The 16672-nt window shown below is 34.8% G+C and carries 17 protein-coding genes, 1 tRNA gene and 1 rRNA gene; all 19 read left to right on the top strand.

Annotated features, from left to right (window positions below):
* Nucleotides 1–90 (top strand): 5S ribosomal RNA (gene rrf, locus DFR80_RS10620); the annotation flags it as partial.
* A gap of 9 nt (nt 91–99) precedes the next feature.
* Nucleotides 100–175, top strand: a tRNA-Asn gene (locus tag DFR80_RS10625).
* A gap of 202 nt (nt 176–377) precedes the next feature.
* The gene (locus DFR80_RS10630) at nt 378–845 is read left to right on the top strand and encodes a CtsR family transcriptional regulator (protein WP_076546270.1); all 468 of its coding nucleotides are present in this window, start codon (nt 378–380) and stop codon (nt 843–845) included.
* A gap of 3 nt (nt 846–848) precedes the next feature.
* The gene (locus DFR80_RS10635) at nt 849–1385 is read left to right on the top strand and encodes a UvrB/UvrC motif-containing protein (RefSeq protein WP_076546269.1); all 537 of its coding nucleotides are present in this window, start codon (nt 849–851) and stop codon (nt 1383–1385) included.
* Nucleotides 1375–2415 (top strand): protein arginine kinase, encoded by a 1041-nt coding sequence (locus tag DFR80_RS10640; RefSeq protein WP_114489949.1) that lies wholly within the window; start codon nt 1375–1377, stop codon nt 2413–2415. Before DFR80_RS10635 ends, DFR80_RS10640 begins: the two co-directional genes overlap by 11 nt.
* Nucleotides 2416–2420: 5 nt before the next feature.
* Complete coding sequence (locus DFR80_RS10645; RefSeq protein ID WP_114489950.1) at nt 2421–4841, top strand: ATP-dependent Clp protease ATP-binding subunit; 2421 nt, start codon at nt 2421–2423, stop codon at nt 4839–4841.
* A gap of 97 nt (nt 4842–4938) precedes the next feature.
* Nucleotides 4939–6309, top strand: coding sequence for a DNA repair protein RadA (radA, locus tag DFR80_RS10650; protein WP_076546229.1), 1371 nt, complete (start codon nt 4939–4941; stop codon nt 6307–6309).
* Nucleotides 6310–6333: 24 nt separating this feature from the next.
* Nucleotides 6334–7413: a DNA integrity scanning diadenylate cyclase DisA gene (gene disA / locus DFR80_RS10655; protein WP_076546228.1), complete on the top strand. Its 1080-nt coding sequence runs from the start codon at nt 6334–6336 to the stop codon at nt 7411–7413.
* A 111-nt stretch (nt 7414–7524) separates the two neighbouring features.
* Nucleotides 7525–8025, top strand: a complete 501-nt coding sequence (locus DFR80_RS10660; protein WP_076546227.1) for a CarD family transcriptional regulator — start codon at nt 7525–7527, stop codon at nt 8023–8025.
* 30 nt (nt 8026–8055) lie between these two features.
* Nucleotides 8056–9138 (top strand): PIN/TRAM domain-containing protein, encoded by a 1083-nt coding sequence (locus tag DFR80_RS10665; protein ID WP_076546231.1) that lies wholly within the window; start codon nt 8056–8058, stop codon nt 9136–9138.
* Between the two features lie 12 nt (nt 9139–9150).
* Nucleotides 9151–9837, top strand: coding sequence for a 2-C-methyl-D-erythritol 4-phosphate cytidylyltransferase (ispD, locus tag DFR80_RS10670; RefSeq protein WP_076546226.1), 687 nt, complete (start codon nt 9151–9153; stop codon nt 9835–9837).
* A complete protein-coding gene (ispF, locus tag DFR80_RS10675; RefSeq protein ID WP_076546225.1) occupies nt 9830–10381 on the top strand; it encodes a 2-C-methyl-D-erythritol 2,4-cyclodiphosphate synthase in 552 nt (183 codons plus the stop codon). The genes ispD and ispF overlap by 8 nt, the downstream gene beginning before the upstream one ends.
* The gene (locus tag DFR80_RS10680; protein WP_076546224.1) at nt 10350–11141 is read left to right on the top strand and encodes a HutP family protein; all 792 of its coding nucleotides are present in this window, start codon (nt 10350–10352) and stop codon (nt 11139–11141) included. The genes ispF and DFR80_RS10680 overlap by 32 nt, the downstream gene beginning before the upstream one ends.
* A gap of 37 nt (nt 11142–11178) precedes the next feature.
* Nucleotides 11179–12654, top strand: coding sequence for a glutamate--tRNA ligase (gltX, locus tag DFR80_RS10685; protein WP_076546223.1), 1476 nt, complete (start codon nt 11179–11181; stop codon nt 12652–12654).
* A gap of 110 nt (nt 12655–12764) precedes the next feature.
* Complete coding sequence (gene cysS, locus DFR80_RS10690; protein WP_114489951.1) at nt 12765–14243, top strand: cysteine--tRNA ligase; 1479 nt, start codon at nt 12765–12767, stop codon at nt 14241–14243.
* Nucleotides 14244–14276: 33 nt separating this feature from the next.
* Nucleotides 14277–14972, top strand: a complete 696-nt coding sequence (thyX, locus tag DFR80_RS10695) for an FAD-dependent thymidylate synthase (protein WP_076546221.1) — start codon at nt 14277–14279, stop codon at nt 14970–14972.
* The gene (gene rlmB / locus DFR80_RS10700; protein ID WP_114489952.1) at nt 14973–15713 is read left to right on the top strand and encodes a 23S rRNA (guanosine(2251)-2'-O)-methyltransferase RlmB; all 741 of its coding nucleotides are present in this window, start codon (nt 14973–14975) and stop codon (nt 15711–15713) included. It abuts the gene before it with no gap.
* Between the two features lie 63 nt (nt 15714–15776).
* A complete protein-coding gene (sigH, locus tag DFR80_RS10705) occupies nt 15777–16430 on the top strand; it encodes an RNA polymerase sporulation sigma factor SigH (RefSeq protein ID WP_076546230.1) in 654 nt (217 codons plus the stop codon).
* 145 nt (nt 16431–16575) lie between these two features.
* On the top strand, nt 16576–16672 hold a 97-nt coding region (locus tag DFR80_RS15595; RefSeq protein ID WP_199505807.1), incomplete at its 3' end, for a GTP-binding protein.

Below are 16672 nucleotides of genomic sequence, written 5' to 3' on the forward strand. Positions count from 1 at the left end.
CTTGTTCCCATCTCGAACACAAAAGTTAAGTCCTCCAGCGCCTATGGTACTGCATTGGTAACGATGTGGGAGAGTAGGTCGCTGCCGGTCCTTTTATACTCCCCGATAGCTCAGTTGGTAGAGCAGGTGACTGTTAATCATCTTGTCGCAAGTTCGAGTCTTGCTCGGGGAGCCATTTTTATTTAGAGACCTTTAAAGGGTCTTTTTTTATTTTAGATAGATTTTTTTAACTTGAAGTTTATTTTAATAATAGATATTTTATAAAACCGCTCATTAATTGTGAGTGGTTTTTGTGTTATAATTTACTTGCATTTTTTTATAAATATAGTATTATATAATTAAAGGTCAAGATAAGTCAAAGTTAGGAGGGGGAGAATATGTCAAGTTTATCTGATCAAATTGAAAGATATTTGCGAAGACAGATTTCTAAATATCAGGGTAAGGTAAAAATAAAAAGAAATCAATTAGCTGAAAATTTTGATTGTGCTCCTTCCCAAATAAATTATGTACTGGATACACGTTTTACAGTGGAGAAAGGTTATGTTGTAGAGAGTCAGCGTGGTGGTGGAGGCTTTATTAGAATTATTAGAGTAACCCTGGATTCGGAGAAAGAAGTAATCCAGAATGTTATAAATAAATTGGATAGAGAAATTAGTCAGAAAGAAGCTCATGGAATTATAAAAAGACTTTATGATAATGATTTGATTTCTGAAAGAGAATTATATTTAATGGAAAGGGCAGTTCATCGCAATGTCCTGAGTATTTCTTTACCGGAAAGAGATTATTTGAGAGGGCGTATCTTGAAAAATATGCTGGAAGTTATATTTAAAGTGAAGGAGGAGTAGCTAATGCTCTGTGATAGATGTGGAGAAAATGAAGCATCCGTTCATTTGACCAGGATTATAAATGGGCAGAAGGAAGAAATACATCTTTGTGAAGATTGCGCCCGGAAAAGCAGCAAGTTGAATTCTGATGATAATAATTTGAGTTTTCAAAGTCTATTATCCGGAATTTTAAATCATAATTTTTCTAATCAAGACTCATCGTTTTTCTCAAATAAAAATTCCGAAAAAGTGATTTGTCCCAATTGTGGTTTAAGTTATCAGGAATTTACTCAAAGTGGACTCTTTGGTTGTGGAGAATGTTTTAAGGTTTTTGATAAAAAATTAGATGATTTATTTAAGAGAATCCATGGCAACACAAGGCATAGTGGAAAATATCCTCTTTCATTTAAACAAAAAATTGAAGCAGAATCTGAAATAAATCAACTAAAAATAGATATGCAGACTGCTGTAGAAAATGAAGATTTTGAAAGAGCCGCTAAAATTAGGGATGAAATCCATGCAATCAAAGATGACATGGAGGAAGAGCAAAATGGAAAATAAATTTGTAAATAGTTGGCAGATGGAAACTGGAAAGGAAAAGGATGTTATTTTAAGTTCTAGAATTCGATTGGCAAGAAACTTAAAAAAATATAAATTTCCTAACAAGAGTAATGATCTCGAAAAAAATAAATTAATTGATATGTTAAGATCTAAACTTGATTTTTTAAATGATAGTGGATTTGAATTTTATTTAATGAGCGATTTAGATGAAGTTGAAAGAGAAGTTTTGCATGAGGAACATCTTATAAGTAGAGGACATACTGAAAGTACAACAACTAAAGCACTTTTTTTAAATAATACAAATCACCTTTCAATTATGATTAATGAAGAAGATCATTTAAGACTTCAAATTTTAAAAGCTGGTTTTGAATTCAGCAAAATTTGGGAAGTTATAGATCAACTGGATAATCAGTTGGATAAAAAATTAGAATATGCTTTTTCTGATAAATGGGGTTATTTAACCAGTTGCCCGACAAATGTGGGGACAGCTATGAGGGCTTCTGTGATGTGTCACTTGCCTGCTCTTGTTTTGAGTGGTAGAATTGATAATATTTTGGGGGCGGTTGGTAAGTTTGGTCTTACTGTTAGAGGTGTAGCTGGAGAAGGGAGCAGCAGTGAAGCTGAACTTTTTCAGATCTCTAATCAAATAACTCTTGGTTTTAATGAAAAGGAAATAATGGAAAAATTGGAGAGCGTCATTCAGCAAATCATTACTGAAGAGAGAAAAAGTAGAGAATATTTGTTGAGAAATAATTATATTAAACTAAAAGATAATGTTGCTAGATCTTTCGGTATTTTGAAATATGCCTATCAACTTGAAGAAGCTGAGGCTTTGAAATATTTATCAAGAATTAAATTTGGTCAGGATACAAATTTAATTAAAGAAAATATAGATCAGGATTTATTTTCAAAATTATTATTCAAAATAAAGGATGCTCATTTAAAATATAATTTTGGTAATAATCTTAATCAGGAAAAATTGAATATAAAAAGAGCGGAAGTTATAAGAAATATATTAAATGAGGAGTGAAAATAATGTTTGCTAAATTTACAGAAAGGGCAAGAAAAGTTTTAAGTATAGCTGAACAGGAAGCTTTAAAACTTAAGCATAGTTATGTAGGAACAGAGCATATTCTTTATGGTTTAATTGCTGAAGGTCAGGGGATTGCTGCTCGTTCACTAATAGATAATGGTGTTAGCAAGGAAGTAATTGAAAGCAAAATAATTGACATGATAGGAAAAGGACAGAATGAAGTTAAAGGCTCTATTGGTTTAACTCCCCGGAGTAAAAAGGTGTTAAATTTAGCGATGGATGAAGCTCGAAAGATGGGACACAATTATATTGGAACAGAACATCTTTTGCTTGGTCTGATTAGAGAAGGAGAGGGTGTTGCTGTTAGAATTTTGATGGATTTAAACAGTGACATCAGCAATATTAAAGAAGAAGTAGTTGATTTGCTTGGAGGGAAAAATTCTATGCAAAAAAACAAAAAATCTTCTGGTAGAAAAACTAAAAATTTGGATGAATACAGTCGAGACTTAACTGAAATGGCCAGGGAAAATAAACTTGATCCAGTTATAGGACGTGATAAAGAAATTAATAGAGTTATTCAGGTTTTAAGTCGAAGAACAAAAAACAACCCAGTTTTAATTGGTGAGCCTGGTGTTGGAAAGACAGCAATTATTGAAGGACTGGCACAGATGATAGTTAGTGAAAATGTACCGGAACTTTTATTGAATAAGCGAGTTGTTTCTCTCGATTTAAGTTCTCTTGTTGCAGGTTCAAAATATAGAGGTGAATTTGAGCAGCGTTTAAAAGCTGTAATGACAGAGATCATTGAAAGTGGAAATATTATTCTTTTTATAGATGAAATGCATACTTTAGTTGGTGCTGGTGCTGCTGAAGGAGCAATTGATGCAGCCAATATTTTAAAACCTGCTCTTGCCAGAGGGGAATTACAGGCTATTGGAGCTACGACTCTTGATGAATATAGAAAGTATATTGAAAAAGATGCCGCTTTAGAAAGAAGATTTCAGTCTGTACTTGTCGAAGAAAACTCAACTGAAGAGGCAATAGATATTTTAAAAGGATTGCGTGATCCTTATGAAGCCCATCACAAGGTTAAAATTACCGATCAGGCCATAGAAGATGCTGTTGTTTTATCACACAGATATATCTCAGACAGATTTCTACCGGATAAAGCAATTGATTTAATTGATGAGGCTGCTTCTAAAGTTAGGTTGAGTAATAGCACTAGACCACCTGAATTTAAAGAATTAAGTCAGAAATTAGAAGAGGCTGAAAAAGAAAAAGAGGCAGCTGTAAAAAATCAGGAATTTGAAAAAGCTGCCCGGATGAGAGATAGAGAAAAATCCTTAAAAAAGGAATTGGAAGAATTAAAAAACAACTGGGAAGATGAAAAAGGGAAAGCAGAAGCTGTTGTTACTACAGAAGATATTGCAGAAATAGTTTCGAGCTGGACTGGAATTCCTGTCACAAAACTGGAAGAAGCAGAAACTGAGAGGTTGTTGAGACTTGAAGACGAATTACACAAACGTGTTATCGGTCAGGACGAAGCAATTAAGGCTGTTTCCGAAGCCGTACGCAGAGCCAGAGCTGGCTTGAAAGATCCTAAGCGCCCAATTGGTTCTTTTATTTTCCTGGGGCCTACAGGTGTTGGTAAAACAGAATTGGCTAAAACTCTTGCTGAAACAATGTTTAATGATGAGGATGCAATGATCCGAGTTGACATGTCTGAGTATATGGAAAAACATTCGGTCTCGAGACTGGTCGGTTCACCTCCTGGTTATGTAGGTCATGATGAGGGCGGTCAATTAACTGAGCCGGTGCGCAGAAGACCATATTCTGTTATCTTGTTTGATGAGATCGAAAAAGCACATCCAGACGTATTTAATGTACTCCTGCAGATTTTAGAGGATGGTGTATTGACAGACACTCATGGCCGTAAAGTTGATTTTAAAAACACAATTGTTATTATGACCTCTAATGTGGGGGCGGACTTTATTGAGAAGCAGTCACAGCTTGGTTTTAAAACAGAAAATGATGAAGAAGCAAATTATGATAAGATGAAAGATAATGTTATGTCACAGCTTAGAAAGACGTTTAGGCCAGAATTTTTAAATAGGTTAGATGAAATTATTGTCTTCCATTCCTTAAATAAAGAGCATATCAAAAAGATTGTTGATCTAATGCTAGATGATTTAAGAGAGCGGCTGGAAGAAAAAGAAATTAAGCTTGAAATGACTGAAGCTGCTAAATCTAAACTGGCCGAGGATGGTTACGATTCTGAATTTGGTGCACGGCCTCTAAGAAGGACAATTCAGCGGCAAATAGAAAATCCACTTTCAATTAAAATTCTGGATAAAGAATTTGAAGAAAAGAATAAAATTATCGTGGATGTTAAAGACGATGAGTTTGAATTTAAAGTAAATTAGGCTTTTGACAGTAAATTAACCTCTCTTGTAAAATGCTGTAAAAAATGATATAATTATTAATAAATATTAGCAAAATTTAAGCTAGGAGATACTAATAATGGCAAAACCTAAAAAGTACTATCTATGTCAGGAATGTGGTTATAAATCAGTTAACTGGATGGGTAAATGTTCTAACTGTGGTTCCTGGGATAGTTTTGAAGAGGTTATTGAGGATAAATCAAATGTTAAAAATAATAAATATGCTCTGGAGAGGGAGGAGAAAGAGCCTCAACCAATTACAAAAATTTCATCGGTTAAGAGACAGCGTTATCAAACAAATATAACTGAACTTGATCGAGTACTTGGTGGGGGTATAGTTTCTGGCTCTCTGATATTACTTGGTGGAGCCCCTGGTATCGGTAAATCAACACTGATACTTCAGGTGGCTTCTCTTTTTAGTCAAAAATATGGGAAAACTCTGTATCTTTCCGGAGAAGAATCAGCTTCTCAGATCAAAATGAGAGCAGAACGTTTAAATTGTATGGAAGAAAATTTAAATATTTTAGATGAAAGAGATTACATGGTTTTAGAAAATCATATTTCTAAAAACAAGGATTATTCACTTATTGTTGTCGATTCTATTCAGACAGTACACATTCCAGAATTGGATGCAGCACCTGGTAATCTTACACAGATAAAAGAGGTTACAAACCGACTGGTTAAACTTGCTAAAACTACTGAAATTCCAGTTGTTTTAATTGGTCATGTAACAAAAGAAGGTGAGCTGGCCGGTCCTAGAGTTTTAGAACATTTAGTTGACACAGTACTGCAGTTTGAAGGCGATAATTATCATCTTTATAGAATGCTGAGGGCAAAAAAAAATCGCTTTGGTTCGACCAATGAAATTGGTGTTTTTGAAATGAAGGAAAATGGTATTAATGAGGTAGCTAATCCGTCCAGTTTTTTTATTAATGAGAGATCTGCTGATGTTTCAGGTTCGATAATCACACCGGCCCTGGAAGGAAGTAGAGTTCTTCTGGTTGAAGTTCAGTCTCTGGTTACTGATGCGGCTTTCCCTTCTCCTCAAAGACTGGCTAAAGGAGTTGATTACAAAAGGTTATCTCTGCTCCTGGCTGTGCTTGAAAAAAGATTGGGAGCTAATTTTAAAGAGCATGATGTTAATTTAAATATTACGGGAGGATTAACTGTAGAAGAGCCGGGACTTGACCTGGCAATTATAGCAGCAGTAGTTTCCAGTTATAAGGATATATCTCTTGCTAAAGATCTAGCGGTAATTGGAGAAGTTGGTCTTGGGGGTGAGGTACGAGCAGTTGGGCAGGTAAAAAAGAGAATTAATGAGTTAAAAAAACTTTCTTTTAAAAAAGTTATTATTCCGGCAGCAAATGCAAAGAATATTGCCTTTGATCCTGAAATTAAAATAGATGCAGTTAAAGATATAGCTGAATTTGTAAAAATCATTTTAAACTAAATCATTATGAAAAGAGGTGAAGTAGTGGAAGAAATTGATGGTAAATTACTTGATATCCTTAAAGTTTTAGCTCCAGGAACACTTTTTAGAGATGGGCTGGAAAACATTTTGAGAGCTCAGACAGGTGGTTTGATTGTGGTTAGCGATAAAGAAGATGTGCTTGATCTGGTTAATGATGGTTTTCAAATTGAAACTTCTCTGTCTCCTGCCAGGTTGTATGAACTTGCCAAAATGGATGGAGCGATAGTTCTTGATCAGGATGCTGAAAATATTCTTTTTGCCAATGCTCAGTTGATTCCGGATCCGACAGTCAAATCTTCCGAAACTGGAACAAGACATAAAACTGCTGAAAGAGTAGCTCGCCAGACTGGAGAACTGGTTATTGCCATTTCTCAGAGAAGATCAATTATTACTATTTATAAGGGTGATTCAAAACATATTTTAGAAGATATCAGGGTTGTGCTGGTTAAAGCGAATCAGGCAATTCAGACTCTGGAAAAATATCGCTCTGTTTTTGACCAGGCCCTCACTAATTTGAGTGCTTTAGAATTTGAAAATCTAGTTACACTTTCTGATGTCGTTACAGTTATTCAAAGAACAGAAATGGTTTTAAAAATTCAGCGGGAAATAGAAAAGTATATCTCTGAATTAGGATCAGAGGGAAGACTAATTAAAATGCAGCTGGAAGAACTTGTTAGCAATGTTAAGGAAGAAGGTATTCTGCTGATTGAAGATTATATTTCAAAAGAACTGGAAGAAGACACATCTGATCCAGAAAAAGTATTAGAAAATCTCACTGATTGGTCTTCTGATGAAATCTTGACTTTAAATACTATCAGTAAAGCACTTGGTTATAGCGGCAGTGTCAACGCTCTTGATGAAACTGTTTCACCAAGAGGATATCGTATTATGCGTAAAATACCGAGGTTACCAATGCCGGTTATAGAGAACTTAGTTGAGCACTTTGAAAACCTACAGGAAATTATTAGAGCATCAGTTGATGAACTGGATGATGTTGATGGAATTGGAGAAGTAAGGGCACAGGCAATTAAAGATGGATTGCGTCGTCTCCGCGATCAGGTTCTGCTTGACAGACATATTTAGCACACTTCGTTATAACTTAAACTAGAAAGTGGTCAAATTGACTGACGCTTTTTAAAATGATATAATTATAAGGTGGATTTTTATTGCTTTCATAAAAGAGGAGTGGATAAGATGTATAAAATTGGTGATAAAGTCGTTTATCCAAATCATGGTGCAGGAACCATTGTTGGCATTGAAACTAAGACTATTTTAGATGAGAAAAAAGAATATTATATTATGAAACTTCCTATTGGAGAAATGAAAGTTATGATTCCAGTTGATAAAATTGATAAAATTGGTATTCGCGATGTTATTTCTGAAGAAAAAGCAGATGAAGTATTTGAATTGTTAAATGGTGAAAAAAGTAAGATGTCTCAGAATTGGAATCGCCGTTTTCGTGCTAATCAGGAAAAGTTAAAAACTGGTGATATATTTGAAGTAGCTGAGGTTGTTAGAAACCTGAGTATTCGCGACCGGGAAAAAGGACTTTCCACAGGTGAGAAAAAAATGTTGAGCAATGCTCGGCAGATATTAATTAGTGAACTTGTTCTGGCAAAAGATATGGATGAAGAAAGCATTTCGGAGAAAATGGATGATTTATTTACACTTGACGAAGAAGAGCTTGATTCTTAATAAATAACTTTTGGGGGAGGGGGTGAGATGATGCTAAAAAAGATAATGCGCTTAATTTTTGGGGTTTTTGGCGGTGTTATCTCTTATCATTTAGTTGATATTTTCGGTTTTTCGAATGAATATTCTTTTAGCTGGCAAAATATCGGGGAATTCTTTTTAACAAAACAATTTTATGCAGTTCTTTCCGGTGCAGTTCTGGGTTATTTTTTATTGTTTTATTTATTAGATAAATTACTTAATTTTATTATGGAACTTGAGTTGAGATTTAAAGATTTAACCTGGAAAAAAATTGTGATAGCGGTTATTGGTTTAATAATTGGTCTTATAACTGGTGCTATTATTAATTTTATATTTCCTATTCCTCAAATACCTCGTATTGGTATGCCTCTACAAGTTTTTATTAATATTACCTTTACTTATATGGGTTTTGCCCTTGCTATTCATAAAGAAAAGGATATATCATCTTTTTTATTTTCCAGGAAAAAAGATGACATTGATTGTCCACAGCTAAAGACTGGAAGTGACAAAATTTTAGATACCAGTGTAATTATTGACGGTCGAATTTATGATATCTGTAACACTGGTTTTATTGAGGGACATTTTATTATTCCTGAGTTTGTTTTAGAAGAATTGCAGCATATAGCTGATTCTGCAGATGATTTAAAAAGAAATCGAGGTCGTCGAGGTCTCGATATTTTAAGACAGATGCAGAATGATGATCAGATTATGGTGGAAATAATTGATTATGATTTTGAAGAAATATCAGAGGTAGACAGTAAATTAGTTAAGCTGGCCCAGGTTATCGAGGCAAAAGTTTTAACAAATGATTATAATTTAAATAAAGTTGCCGAATTACAGGGAGTGAATGTTTTAAATATCAATGAGCTGGCAAATGCTGTTAAACCTGTTGTTTTACCCGGTGAAGAAATGGATGTCAAAGTTATTAAAGAGGGTAAAGAAAATGGACAGGGAGTAGCCTATCTTGATGATGGTACTATGATTGTTATCGAAGAAGGTATTAAATATATGGGGGATGACATTTCAGTACTGGTCACCAGTATTCTACAGACAGCTGCTGGACGGATGATATTTGCGCGCCCTAAAACAAACTAAAGGATGATTTTGATGTCAGAGATTGGAGTTTTAATTCCAGCTGCCGGTAAAGGAAGCAGAATGGGAAAGAAAATTAATAAACAATTTTTAGATTTACTGGGGAAACCAGTAATATATCACACAGTAAAGACTTTTCTGGACTGGCAGCGTGATTTTGAATTAAATATTGTATTAGATCCTCAAGAAATTGATTATTTCAAACAAAATATATTGCCTCTCTTTGCAGATGTTGAAATTAGTTTAGTTGCTGGAGGAAAAAGCAGAAAAGAATCAGTTAATAATGGTTTAAAAAGCTTTAGTGACAAAGTTAAGTATGTTATAATACATGATGGTGCTCGACCTATGCTAACGAAAGATTTAATTGAAAAGAGTTTTCAGGCAGTAAAAAAATACGATGCTGTCAGCTGTGGAGTAAAGGTTAAAGATACTATAAAAGTAGTGGAAAATTCTTTTTCTAAAAAAACTCTTGATCGCAATTCTCTGCGAGCAATTCAGACTCCTCAGGCATTTAGCATAGAATTAATAAAAAAAGCACATAAAAATTATGATAAAGAAAAAGCACTTGATGACGCTTCTCTGGTTGAAGAGTTAGGTAAAAAAGTGTATATTGTTGAGGGAGATTATAATAATTTTAAAATAACTACTCCAGAAGATCTAAAGCCGGCAGAAATAATTCTAAAGGAGCGGATTGATGTTTAAAGTTGGTTTTGGTTATGACAGTCATCGATTTGATGAAAATAGGAAACTTTTTTTAGGTGGAGTTGAAATAGATTCGGATTATGGACTTAAGGGTCATTCTGATGCGGATGTTTTATTACATGCTTTAATGGATGCCCTGCTTGGGGCAGTCGGAAGTGGTGATATTGGTAGTCATTTTCCGGATGGTGATCCGAAGTTTAAAAATATAAGTAGTCTAAAGCTGCTTAGTGAAGTAAAAAAAGAAGTATCAAGAAAAAATTTTGTGATCAATAATTGTGATTTAGTAGTTGTAGCAGAGAAACCAAAATTAAAACCCTATCGCAAAAGAATAACAAGTTCAATAGCCGAAAATTTAAACCTGGATTTACAGGATATAAATTTTAAGGCGACAACTAATGAAAAAATGGGCTTTACTGGCCGGAGAGAAGGTATGGCAGCATATGCTGTTGTAAGTGTAGTGGAGAAGGCATTGTGGCAGTTTTTAAATAAGCTGAACAGGAAGGGAGTATTAGATGATGTTAGTAAAGAATATAATGACAAATGATCCAATAACAATTAATCCAGATGCAACAATTATGGAGGCAGAAAAAATGCTTTCTATTAATAAAATCGGTAGATTGTTAGTGGAAGAAAACGAAAAAATAATAGGTATGCTTACAGACGGGGATATAATTTCAGAGAAAAATTTAGAGGCCCCTGTAAGTGAGTTTATGTCTGATGATTTAATTATTATTAATGAAAATAGTACAGTTCAGCAGGCGGCAAAAAAGTTATCTGATAATCATATTGGAGGACTGCCTGTTTTTAATGATAAGCAAGAATTAGTGGGGATTGTTACCTCTGAAGATATAGTTTATGGTTATTTAAAAGATGAAGAGGAAGAAATGGAAATGGAGAAGAAAACTATAACTCCAGAAAGTTCAGCCATTTATCTTTCAATGACCCGAAGTCGTGATTATGAAGAATACTGGCTTAAAAAAATTGAAGGCTATGGCTATCGGGGAGCTATAACTCAGACTGGTGCCAGTGCTGAAAAACTGCCAATTAAGCTGCGGGAAAGTACAACTGTAGCAGCAATTGCCAGAGGTGTAATTAGTGAAAATTCTCGCGAAAAAATGGCTGTTTCCAATGCGGTTAAGGATGCTTACAGCCAGCTGGACCTTGTTAATCCAGGTCTTGGTGGCGGTTTTAAAATAGCAGTTGTTCGTGGTGATGGACATGTTTCTGTGGCTATTTTTGGTAAGTTTGGACATGCACTTGTTGATGGCCCTGAACAGTTAACTGTTGGTACAAGTGTAATATAATATAAATGTAAATTTATTTAGGAGGAATTATAAGGTTATGAGTAATAATATAAGATTGCGTTTTCCCCCAAGTCCGACTGGGAAAATTCATATTGGTAATATGCGTACTGCTCTTTTTAACTGGCTTGTTGCCAAACAAAAAGGTGGAGAGCTGGTTTTAAGGATTGAGGATACAGATCAGGCAAGGTCAACTAAAGAATTTGAAGAAATAATTATTAAGGAAATGAAATGGCTTGGTCTGGATGCAGACGAAGGTGTTGGCATTGGAGGCGATTATGGTCCCTATCGCCAGACAGAACGAATTGAACTTTATCAGGAATATGCTGATAAACTTTTAGAAACAGGTCATGCTTATAAATGTTATTGCACAAAGGAAGAATTAGATCATATGAGGCAGAAGGCTATTGATAATGATGAGATGCCTCGTTATGATGGCTCCTGTCGCAATTTAACTGAAGAAGAAAAAAAGGATTATGAAGCAGAAGGCCGGGAACCCGTGCTGCGTTTTAAATTGCCCGAACAGGAAAGAGAAATTGTTGTAGAAGATTTAATTCGTGGTGATGTCAGTTTCAACTCTTCTGTTTTAGATGATTTTATTATCTTTAAATCTGATGGTATGCCTACTTATAATTTTGCAGTAGTAATAGATGATGCTCTTATGAAGATCTCGCATGTGATTCGAGGTGAAGACCACCTTTCCAATACCCCAAAACAGATTTTGATTTATGAAGCATTAGGTTTTGAATTGCCCAAGTTTGCCCATTTACCTTTAATTTTAGATGAGAACAAGGCAAAACTAAAAAAGAGAGGTAAAGACTCTGTTTATATTGGAGAATTTAGAGAGCAGGGATATTTACCCGAAGCCCTGTTTAATTTCATGGCTCTTTTGGGATGGTCAACCGGAGATGAGGAAGAAATTCTTTCTCAAAAAGAAATTATAGATCGCTTTGCTATTGAGGATGTCAATAAAAGTGGAGCAGTTTTTGACCGAGAAAAATTAAACTGGATGAATGGTAAATATATTAGAGCAGCTGAACTTGATAGGATTTTTGAGTTATCCTTACCATTCTTAATCGAATCTGGTCTTGTTGAGCAGGAGTATTTGGAAAATAATAGAGAGTGGCTTGCAAAAGTTATTGATGAAAGCAGAACTGGAGTTGATTATTTATCACAAATTCCAGCAGAAGCAGAATTGTTCCTGACTGAAGTTGAATTTAAAGATCCGACAGCAGCAGCACAGGAATTTAAAGGCGAAGATGTAAAATTAGTGTTCGAAACTTTAAAAGATAAAATTTTTGCCAGAGAAGAATTAACTCCAGATGCTGTAGGAGAAATTTTTAAAGAATTAAAAAATGAGCTTGATGTTGGTGGGAGAACAATTTATCATCCTACTAGACTGGCAATTACAGGTAAGACTTCTGGTCCTGAAATGACCAGCGTCATTTCCATTTTTGGAGCTGAAGAAATTGCCCGCAGACTTGATGCAGCTCTGAAACTGGCTAAAAACAATTAAAAAAAGAGATAATAAAAGGGTCTTCTCTGAGGGAGAAGGCTCTTTTTTAGAAATAAATTGTATTTTATTAAGTGTCATTAAAAAAGGTAGGACCAGAAAGGAGTGAGTAAATGCTTAAAGTATACAATACTTTAACAGGTGAAAAAGAAAAATTCGAGACTGTAGAAGCTGGTAAGGTGAAGATGTATGTCTGTGGATTAACTGTTCAGAATTATTCTCATATTGGTCATATTAGAAGTGCAATTAATTATGATGTAATTAGAAGATTTCTTGAATATTCAGGCTACGAAGTAGATTATATTTCGAATTTTACTGATATTAATGAGAAAATTGTTAAAAGAGCAGAAGAAGAAGGTTTAACTCCATCAGAACTGGCTGATAAATATGCTAATGCATTTTTAGAGGATATAAGAGAGTTTAATATTAAAGCAGCAGATAAATATCTTCGGGTAAGTGAAAATATAGATGAAATAATTGAAATGGTAGCAACTTTGATTGAAAAAGGTTATGCTTATGAGGTAAATGGTAATGTTTATTTTAGTGTTGAAAGTTTTGATGATTATGGTAAATTATCCGGACGTAGCCTAGAGGAAATGCAGGCAGGTGCCCGAATTGCAGTTCAGGAAGACAAAGAAAACCCTCTTGATTTTGCTCTCTGGAAAAAAGTCGAAAAAGGAGAAGGTTGGGATAGTCCCTGGGGTGAAGGTTGGCCGGGATGGCATATTGAATGTTCGGCAATGTCAATGAAGCGATTAGGCGCTACCTTTGATATTCATGGTGGTGGTGTAGATTTGATTTTTCCTCATCATGAAAATGAAATTGCTCAATCTGAAGCTTACAGTGGGGAGAGATTTGTTAACTACTGGCTGCACAATGGGACAGTTAATTTAAGTGGAGAAAAGATGTCTAAATCTCAGGGTAATTTCTTTACCAGTCGAGAAGTTTTAAAAGAATTTAGTGGTCAGGAAGTAAGATATTTTCTTTTAACTAGACATTACAGAAGTCCGATTGATTTTTCTTATGAAAAATTAGAGGAAGCCAGAACTTCACTTGCAAGAATTAAAAATACACGCAGTCAGCTGGCAAAGGTATTAAGTCTGGATATTAATTCAGCTTCTAGAGAAGGATCAGGCAAAAAGTTTTTTGAAAGAGTTATTGAAAAGCAGAAAACCTTTATTGAGGCTTTAAATGATGATTTTAATACAGCTGAAGCGATTGGAGTTTTACATGATTTAGTTGGAGAAATTAACAGTTATATTAATCAAAAAGAATTTACATTAAATGAGAAAAATTTTGCTATTCTGGAAGAAACAGAAGAAGTATTTTTAGAATTAGCTGAAATTTTAGGGTTAGAGTTTGAAATAGAATCAGACTCTGTAGTTGATAATGATTTAGTAGAACCTTTAATTAATTTATTAATAGAATTGAGAGAACAGGCAAGAGAAAATAAAAATTGGGAAGAGGCGGATTTAATTAGAGACAGACTTAAAGAAATAGGAATTGAAGTTACTGATACTCCTCGGGGAGTAGAATGGAAAGTAAAAGAAAAAGTTAAAGCTAAAAATAATATACGTAAGATAACAGAATAAATTTAGAAATTATTGACATAGAGGAGAATTCAAATGGAAGTAAGGCCCAGAGCAAAATTGATTAACTTTAGTGAGAATCCTGAAAAAAATGTAGCTTTAGCTGCACGGCTCTGTTATTCTGAAGATGGGGCTGAGGAACTGGAAGCAAAAATGACTCAGGCTGATATGAACAAATTAGTTAGAAAAGTTGTTGGTCTGGGGCATTATTCGACTCTGGAACATACATATTTTTATTTTCATATTGTCTGCAGTCGGGTAGCCAGTCATCAGCTTGTTAGACATAGAATTGGAGTTTCTTACAGTCAGAGATCTCAGAGATATGTTAAAGAAGATAATTTTGATTATATTACCCCACCTAAAATTGCCAAAAACAAAAAGGCTGCTGAAAAATATAAAGAGTGGATGGAACAGGGAAGAAAAATCTATAATGATATGCTTGCTGAAGATATTCCCGCAGAAGATGCTCGCTTTGTTCTTCCTACAGTTAAAACAAATTTAATGGTTTCATTTAATGCTCGATCTTTGTATCACTTCTTTAGTCTTCGCTGTTGTAGTAGAGCTCAGTGGGAGATTAGAAGTCTGGCAAATCAAATGTTAAAACAGGTAAAAGATGTAGCACCTGTATTATTTGAGAAAGCTGGTCCTCCCTGTGAAGCTGAAGGTCAATGTCCAGAAGGGGAAATGTCCTGTGGGCGTATAGATTCAATAAAAAAAAGGAATGATAAATAAATGCCAAAGATTGAAGGAAGAAATCCGGTTTATGAAGCACTTAGAGGGAAAAGAAGAATACATCGCATATTCATCCAGGAGGGTATTTCTGCTGAGGTTATTGATAACATTTTAAAACTAGCTGCAGAAAAAAACATACCTATAAGCAGAATTTCAGCAAGGAAATTGGATGAAAGTGCCCGATCTCATGCCCATCAGGGAGTTATTGCTGAAGCTGATTCTCTGCCAGAATATGGACTGGCAGATATAATTGAGATTAAAAAAAATAAAGAGGGGGACTCACTGGTTGTAATCTTAGATGAGATAAAGGATCCCCATAATTTTGGTGCAATAATTAGAACTGCTTATGCAGCTGGTGCTGATGCGGTAGTTTACCAGGATCGAAGAGCAGTCGGGATTACACCAATAGTCCTTAAAGCAGCAGCTGGGGCGGCAGAGCACATTCCCCTGGTAAAAGTTTCTAATATAAATTATGCTATTCGAGATTTGAAAGAGGCCCATTTTTGGATTGCAGGTGCTGATGCTGCAGCAGAACAGACACATTTTGAAGCTGATTTAAGTGGGTCAGTTGGACTGGTTATTGGTAGTGAGGGGAGTGGCCTTAGAAGACTGGTTAGAGAAAACTGTGATTTCCTGGTCAAAATACCAATGGAGGGAGAATTGGGTTCCCTCAATGCTTCTGTAGCAGCTGCTATTATAATCTACGAAATTTTCCGTCAACACGGAGAAGATATTTCTTGACGAAAGTTTTTTTAGCAAGTATAATAGTAATGTAATGGATAAGGGAGGGGATTCTGGTTGAAGATGAATGCTCATGAACTCGATTTTGATGATATCAGTTTTGAGGAGTATAAACAGATGTCTGATGATGAACTTGTCGAACTGGTACATCAGGGGGATATGGAAGCTCAGGAAACTCTGATCAAGCGTTATAAAAACTTTGTACTTGCTAAATCACGCTCTTATTTTTTAGTAGGAGCTGATAGGGAAGATATTGTCCAGGAAGGTATGATTGGTCTTTATAAAGCAGTGCGTGATTATAAGATTGAGAGATTGGCTTCTTTTAGGGCTTTTGCAGAATTGTGTATTACCCGTCAGATTATTACTGCAATCAAAGCCGCTACTCGCCAGAAACACCAGCCTTTAAACACCTATATTTCTTTAAATAAGCCGATCTATGATGAAGAATCTGATAGAACCCTTCTGGATATTTTAAAAGGTGGTAAATTATCCAATCCGGAAGCTCTATTTATAAGTAATGAGACCTATGATTTAATTGAATCTGAAATTTCTTCAATGTTGAGTGATTTAGAGTTTGATGTTTTACAGGAATATTTGGATGGTAAATCATATCAAAAAATTGCTGAAAGCCTGGATAAACATGTTAAATCAGTTGACAATGCACTACAGAGAGTAAAAAGAAAATTAGAAGTATTTTTAGAAAAGCATAATATTTAGATTTTCTAATTTGCTTCTGGTTAAAATAAATATGGCTGTCATTAATGACAGCATTCGGCCTGCAGCCGCCAGGCCTTTTTTGTGGATATTTTATCCTGATGGCTACATAAAAATAAGTTAAATTTTTAAGGGGGAAGAAAAGAAAATGGCAAAAGCAAAATTTGAAAGAACAAAACCACATGTTAACATAGGAACAATAGGACATGTTGACCATGGAAAAACAACACTGACAGCAGCTATCA

The sequence above is a fragment of the Halanaerobium sp. ST460_2HS_T2 genome (genome assembly GCF_003337665.1).
Classification (GTDB): Bacteria; Bacillota; Halanaerobiia; order Halanaerobiales; family Halanaerobiaceae; genus Halanaerobium; species Halanaerobium kushneri.

Excerpts from the sequence above, each read along its gene's own strand:
- radA (WP_076546229.1), top strand. The coding sequence starts at position 4,939 with ATGGCAAAACCTAAAAAGTACTATCTATGTCAGGAATGTGGTTATAAA.
- ispF (WP_076546225.1), top strand. The coding sequence starts at position 9,830 with ATGTTTAAAGTTGGTTTTGGTTATGACAGTCATCGATTTGATGAAAAT.
- DFR80_RS10635 (WP_076546269.1), top strand. The coding sequence starts at position 849 with ATGCTCTGTGATAGATGTGGAGAAAATGAAGCATCCGTTCATTTGACC.
- DFR80_RS10640 (WP_114489949.1), top strand. The coding sequence starts at position 1,375 with ATGGAAAATAAATTTGTAAATAGTTGGCAGATGGAAACTGGAAAGGAA.
- ispD (WP_076546226.1), top strand. The coding sequence starts at position 9,151 with ATGTCAGAGATTGGAGTTTTAATTCCAGCTGCCGGTAAAGGAAGCAGA.
- DFR80_RS10630 (WP_076546270.1), top strand. The coding sequence starts at position 378 with ATGTCAAGTTTATCTGATCAAATTGAAAGATATTTGCGAAGACAGATT.
- DFR80_RS10680 (WP_076546224.1), top strand. The coding sequence starts at position 10,350 with ATGATGTTAGTAAAGAATATAATGACAAATGATCCAATAACAATTAAT.
- sigH (WP_076546230.1), top strand. The coding sequence starts at position 15,777 with ATGAATGCTCATGAACTCGATTTTGATGATATCAGTTTTGAGGAGTAT.
- cysS (WP_114489951.1), top strand. The coding sequence starts at position 12,765 with ATGCTTAAAGTATACAATACTTTAACAGGTGAAAAAGAAAAATTCGAG.
- DFR80_RS10645 (WP_114489950.1), top strand. The coding sequence starts at position 2,421 with ATGTTTGCTAAATTTACAGAAAGGGCAAGAAAAGTTTTAAGTATAGCT.
- rlmB (WP_114489952.1), top strand. The coding sequence starts at position 14,973 with ATGCCAAAGATTGAAGGAAGAAATCCGGTTTATGAAGCACTTAGAGGG.
- DFR80_RS10660 (WP_076546227.1), top strand. The coding sequence starts at position 7,525 with ATGTATAAAATTGGTGATAAAGTCGTTTATCCAAATCATGGTGCAGGA.
- DFR80_RS10665 (WP_076546231.1), top strand. The coding sequence starts at position 8,056 with ATGCTAAAAAAGATAATGCGCTTAATTTTTGGGGTTTTTGGCGGTGTT.
- thyX (WP_076546221.1), top strand. The coding sequence starts at position 14,277 with ATGGAAGTAAGGCCCAGAGCAAAATTGATTAACTTTAGTGAGAATCCT.
- gltX (WP_076546223.1), top strand. The coding sequence starts at position 11,179 with ATGAGTAATAATATAAGATTGCGTTTTCCCCCAAGTCCGACTGGGAAA.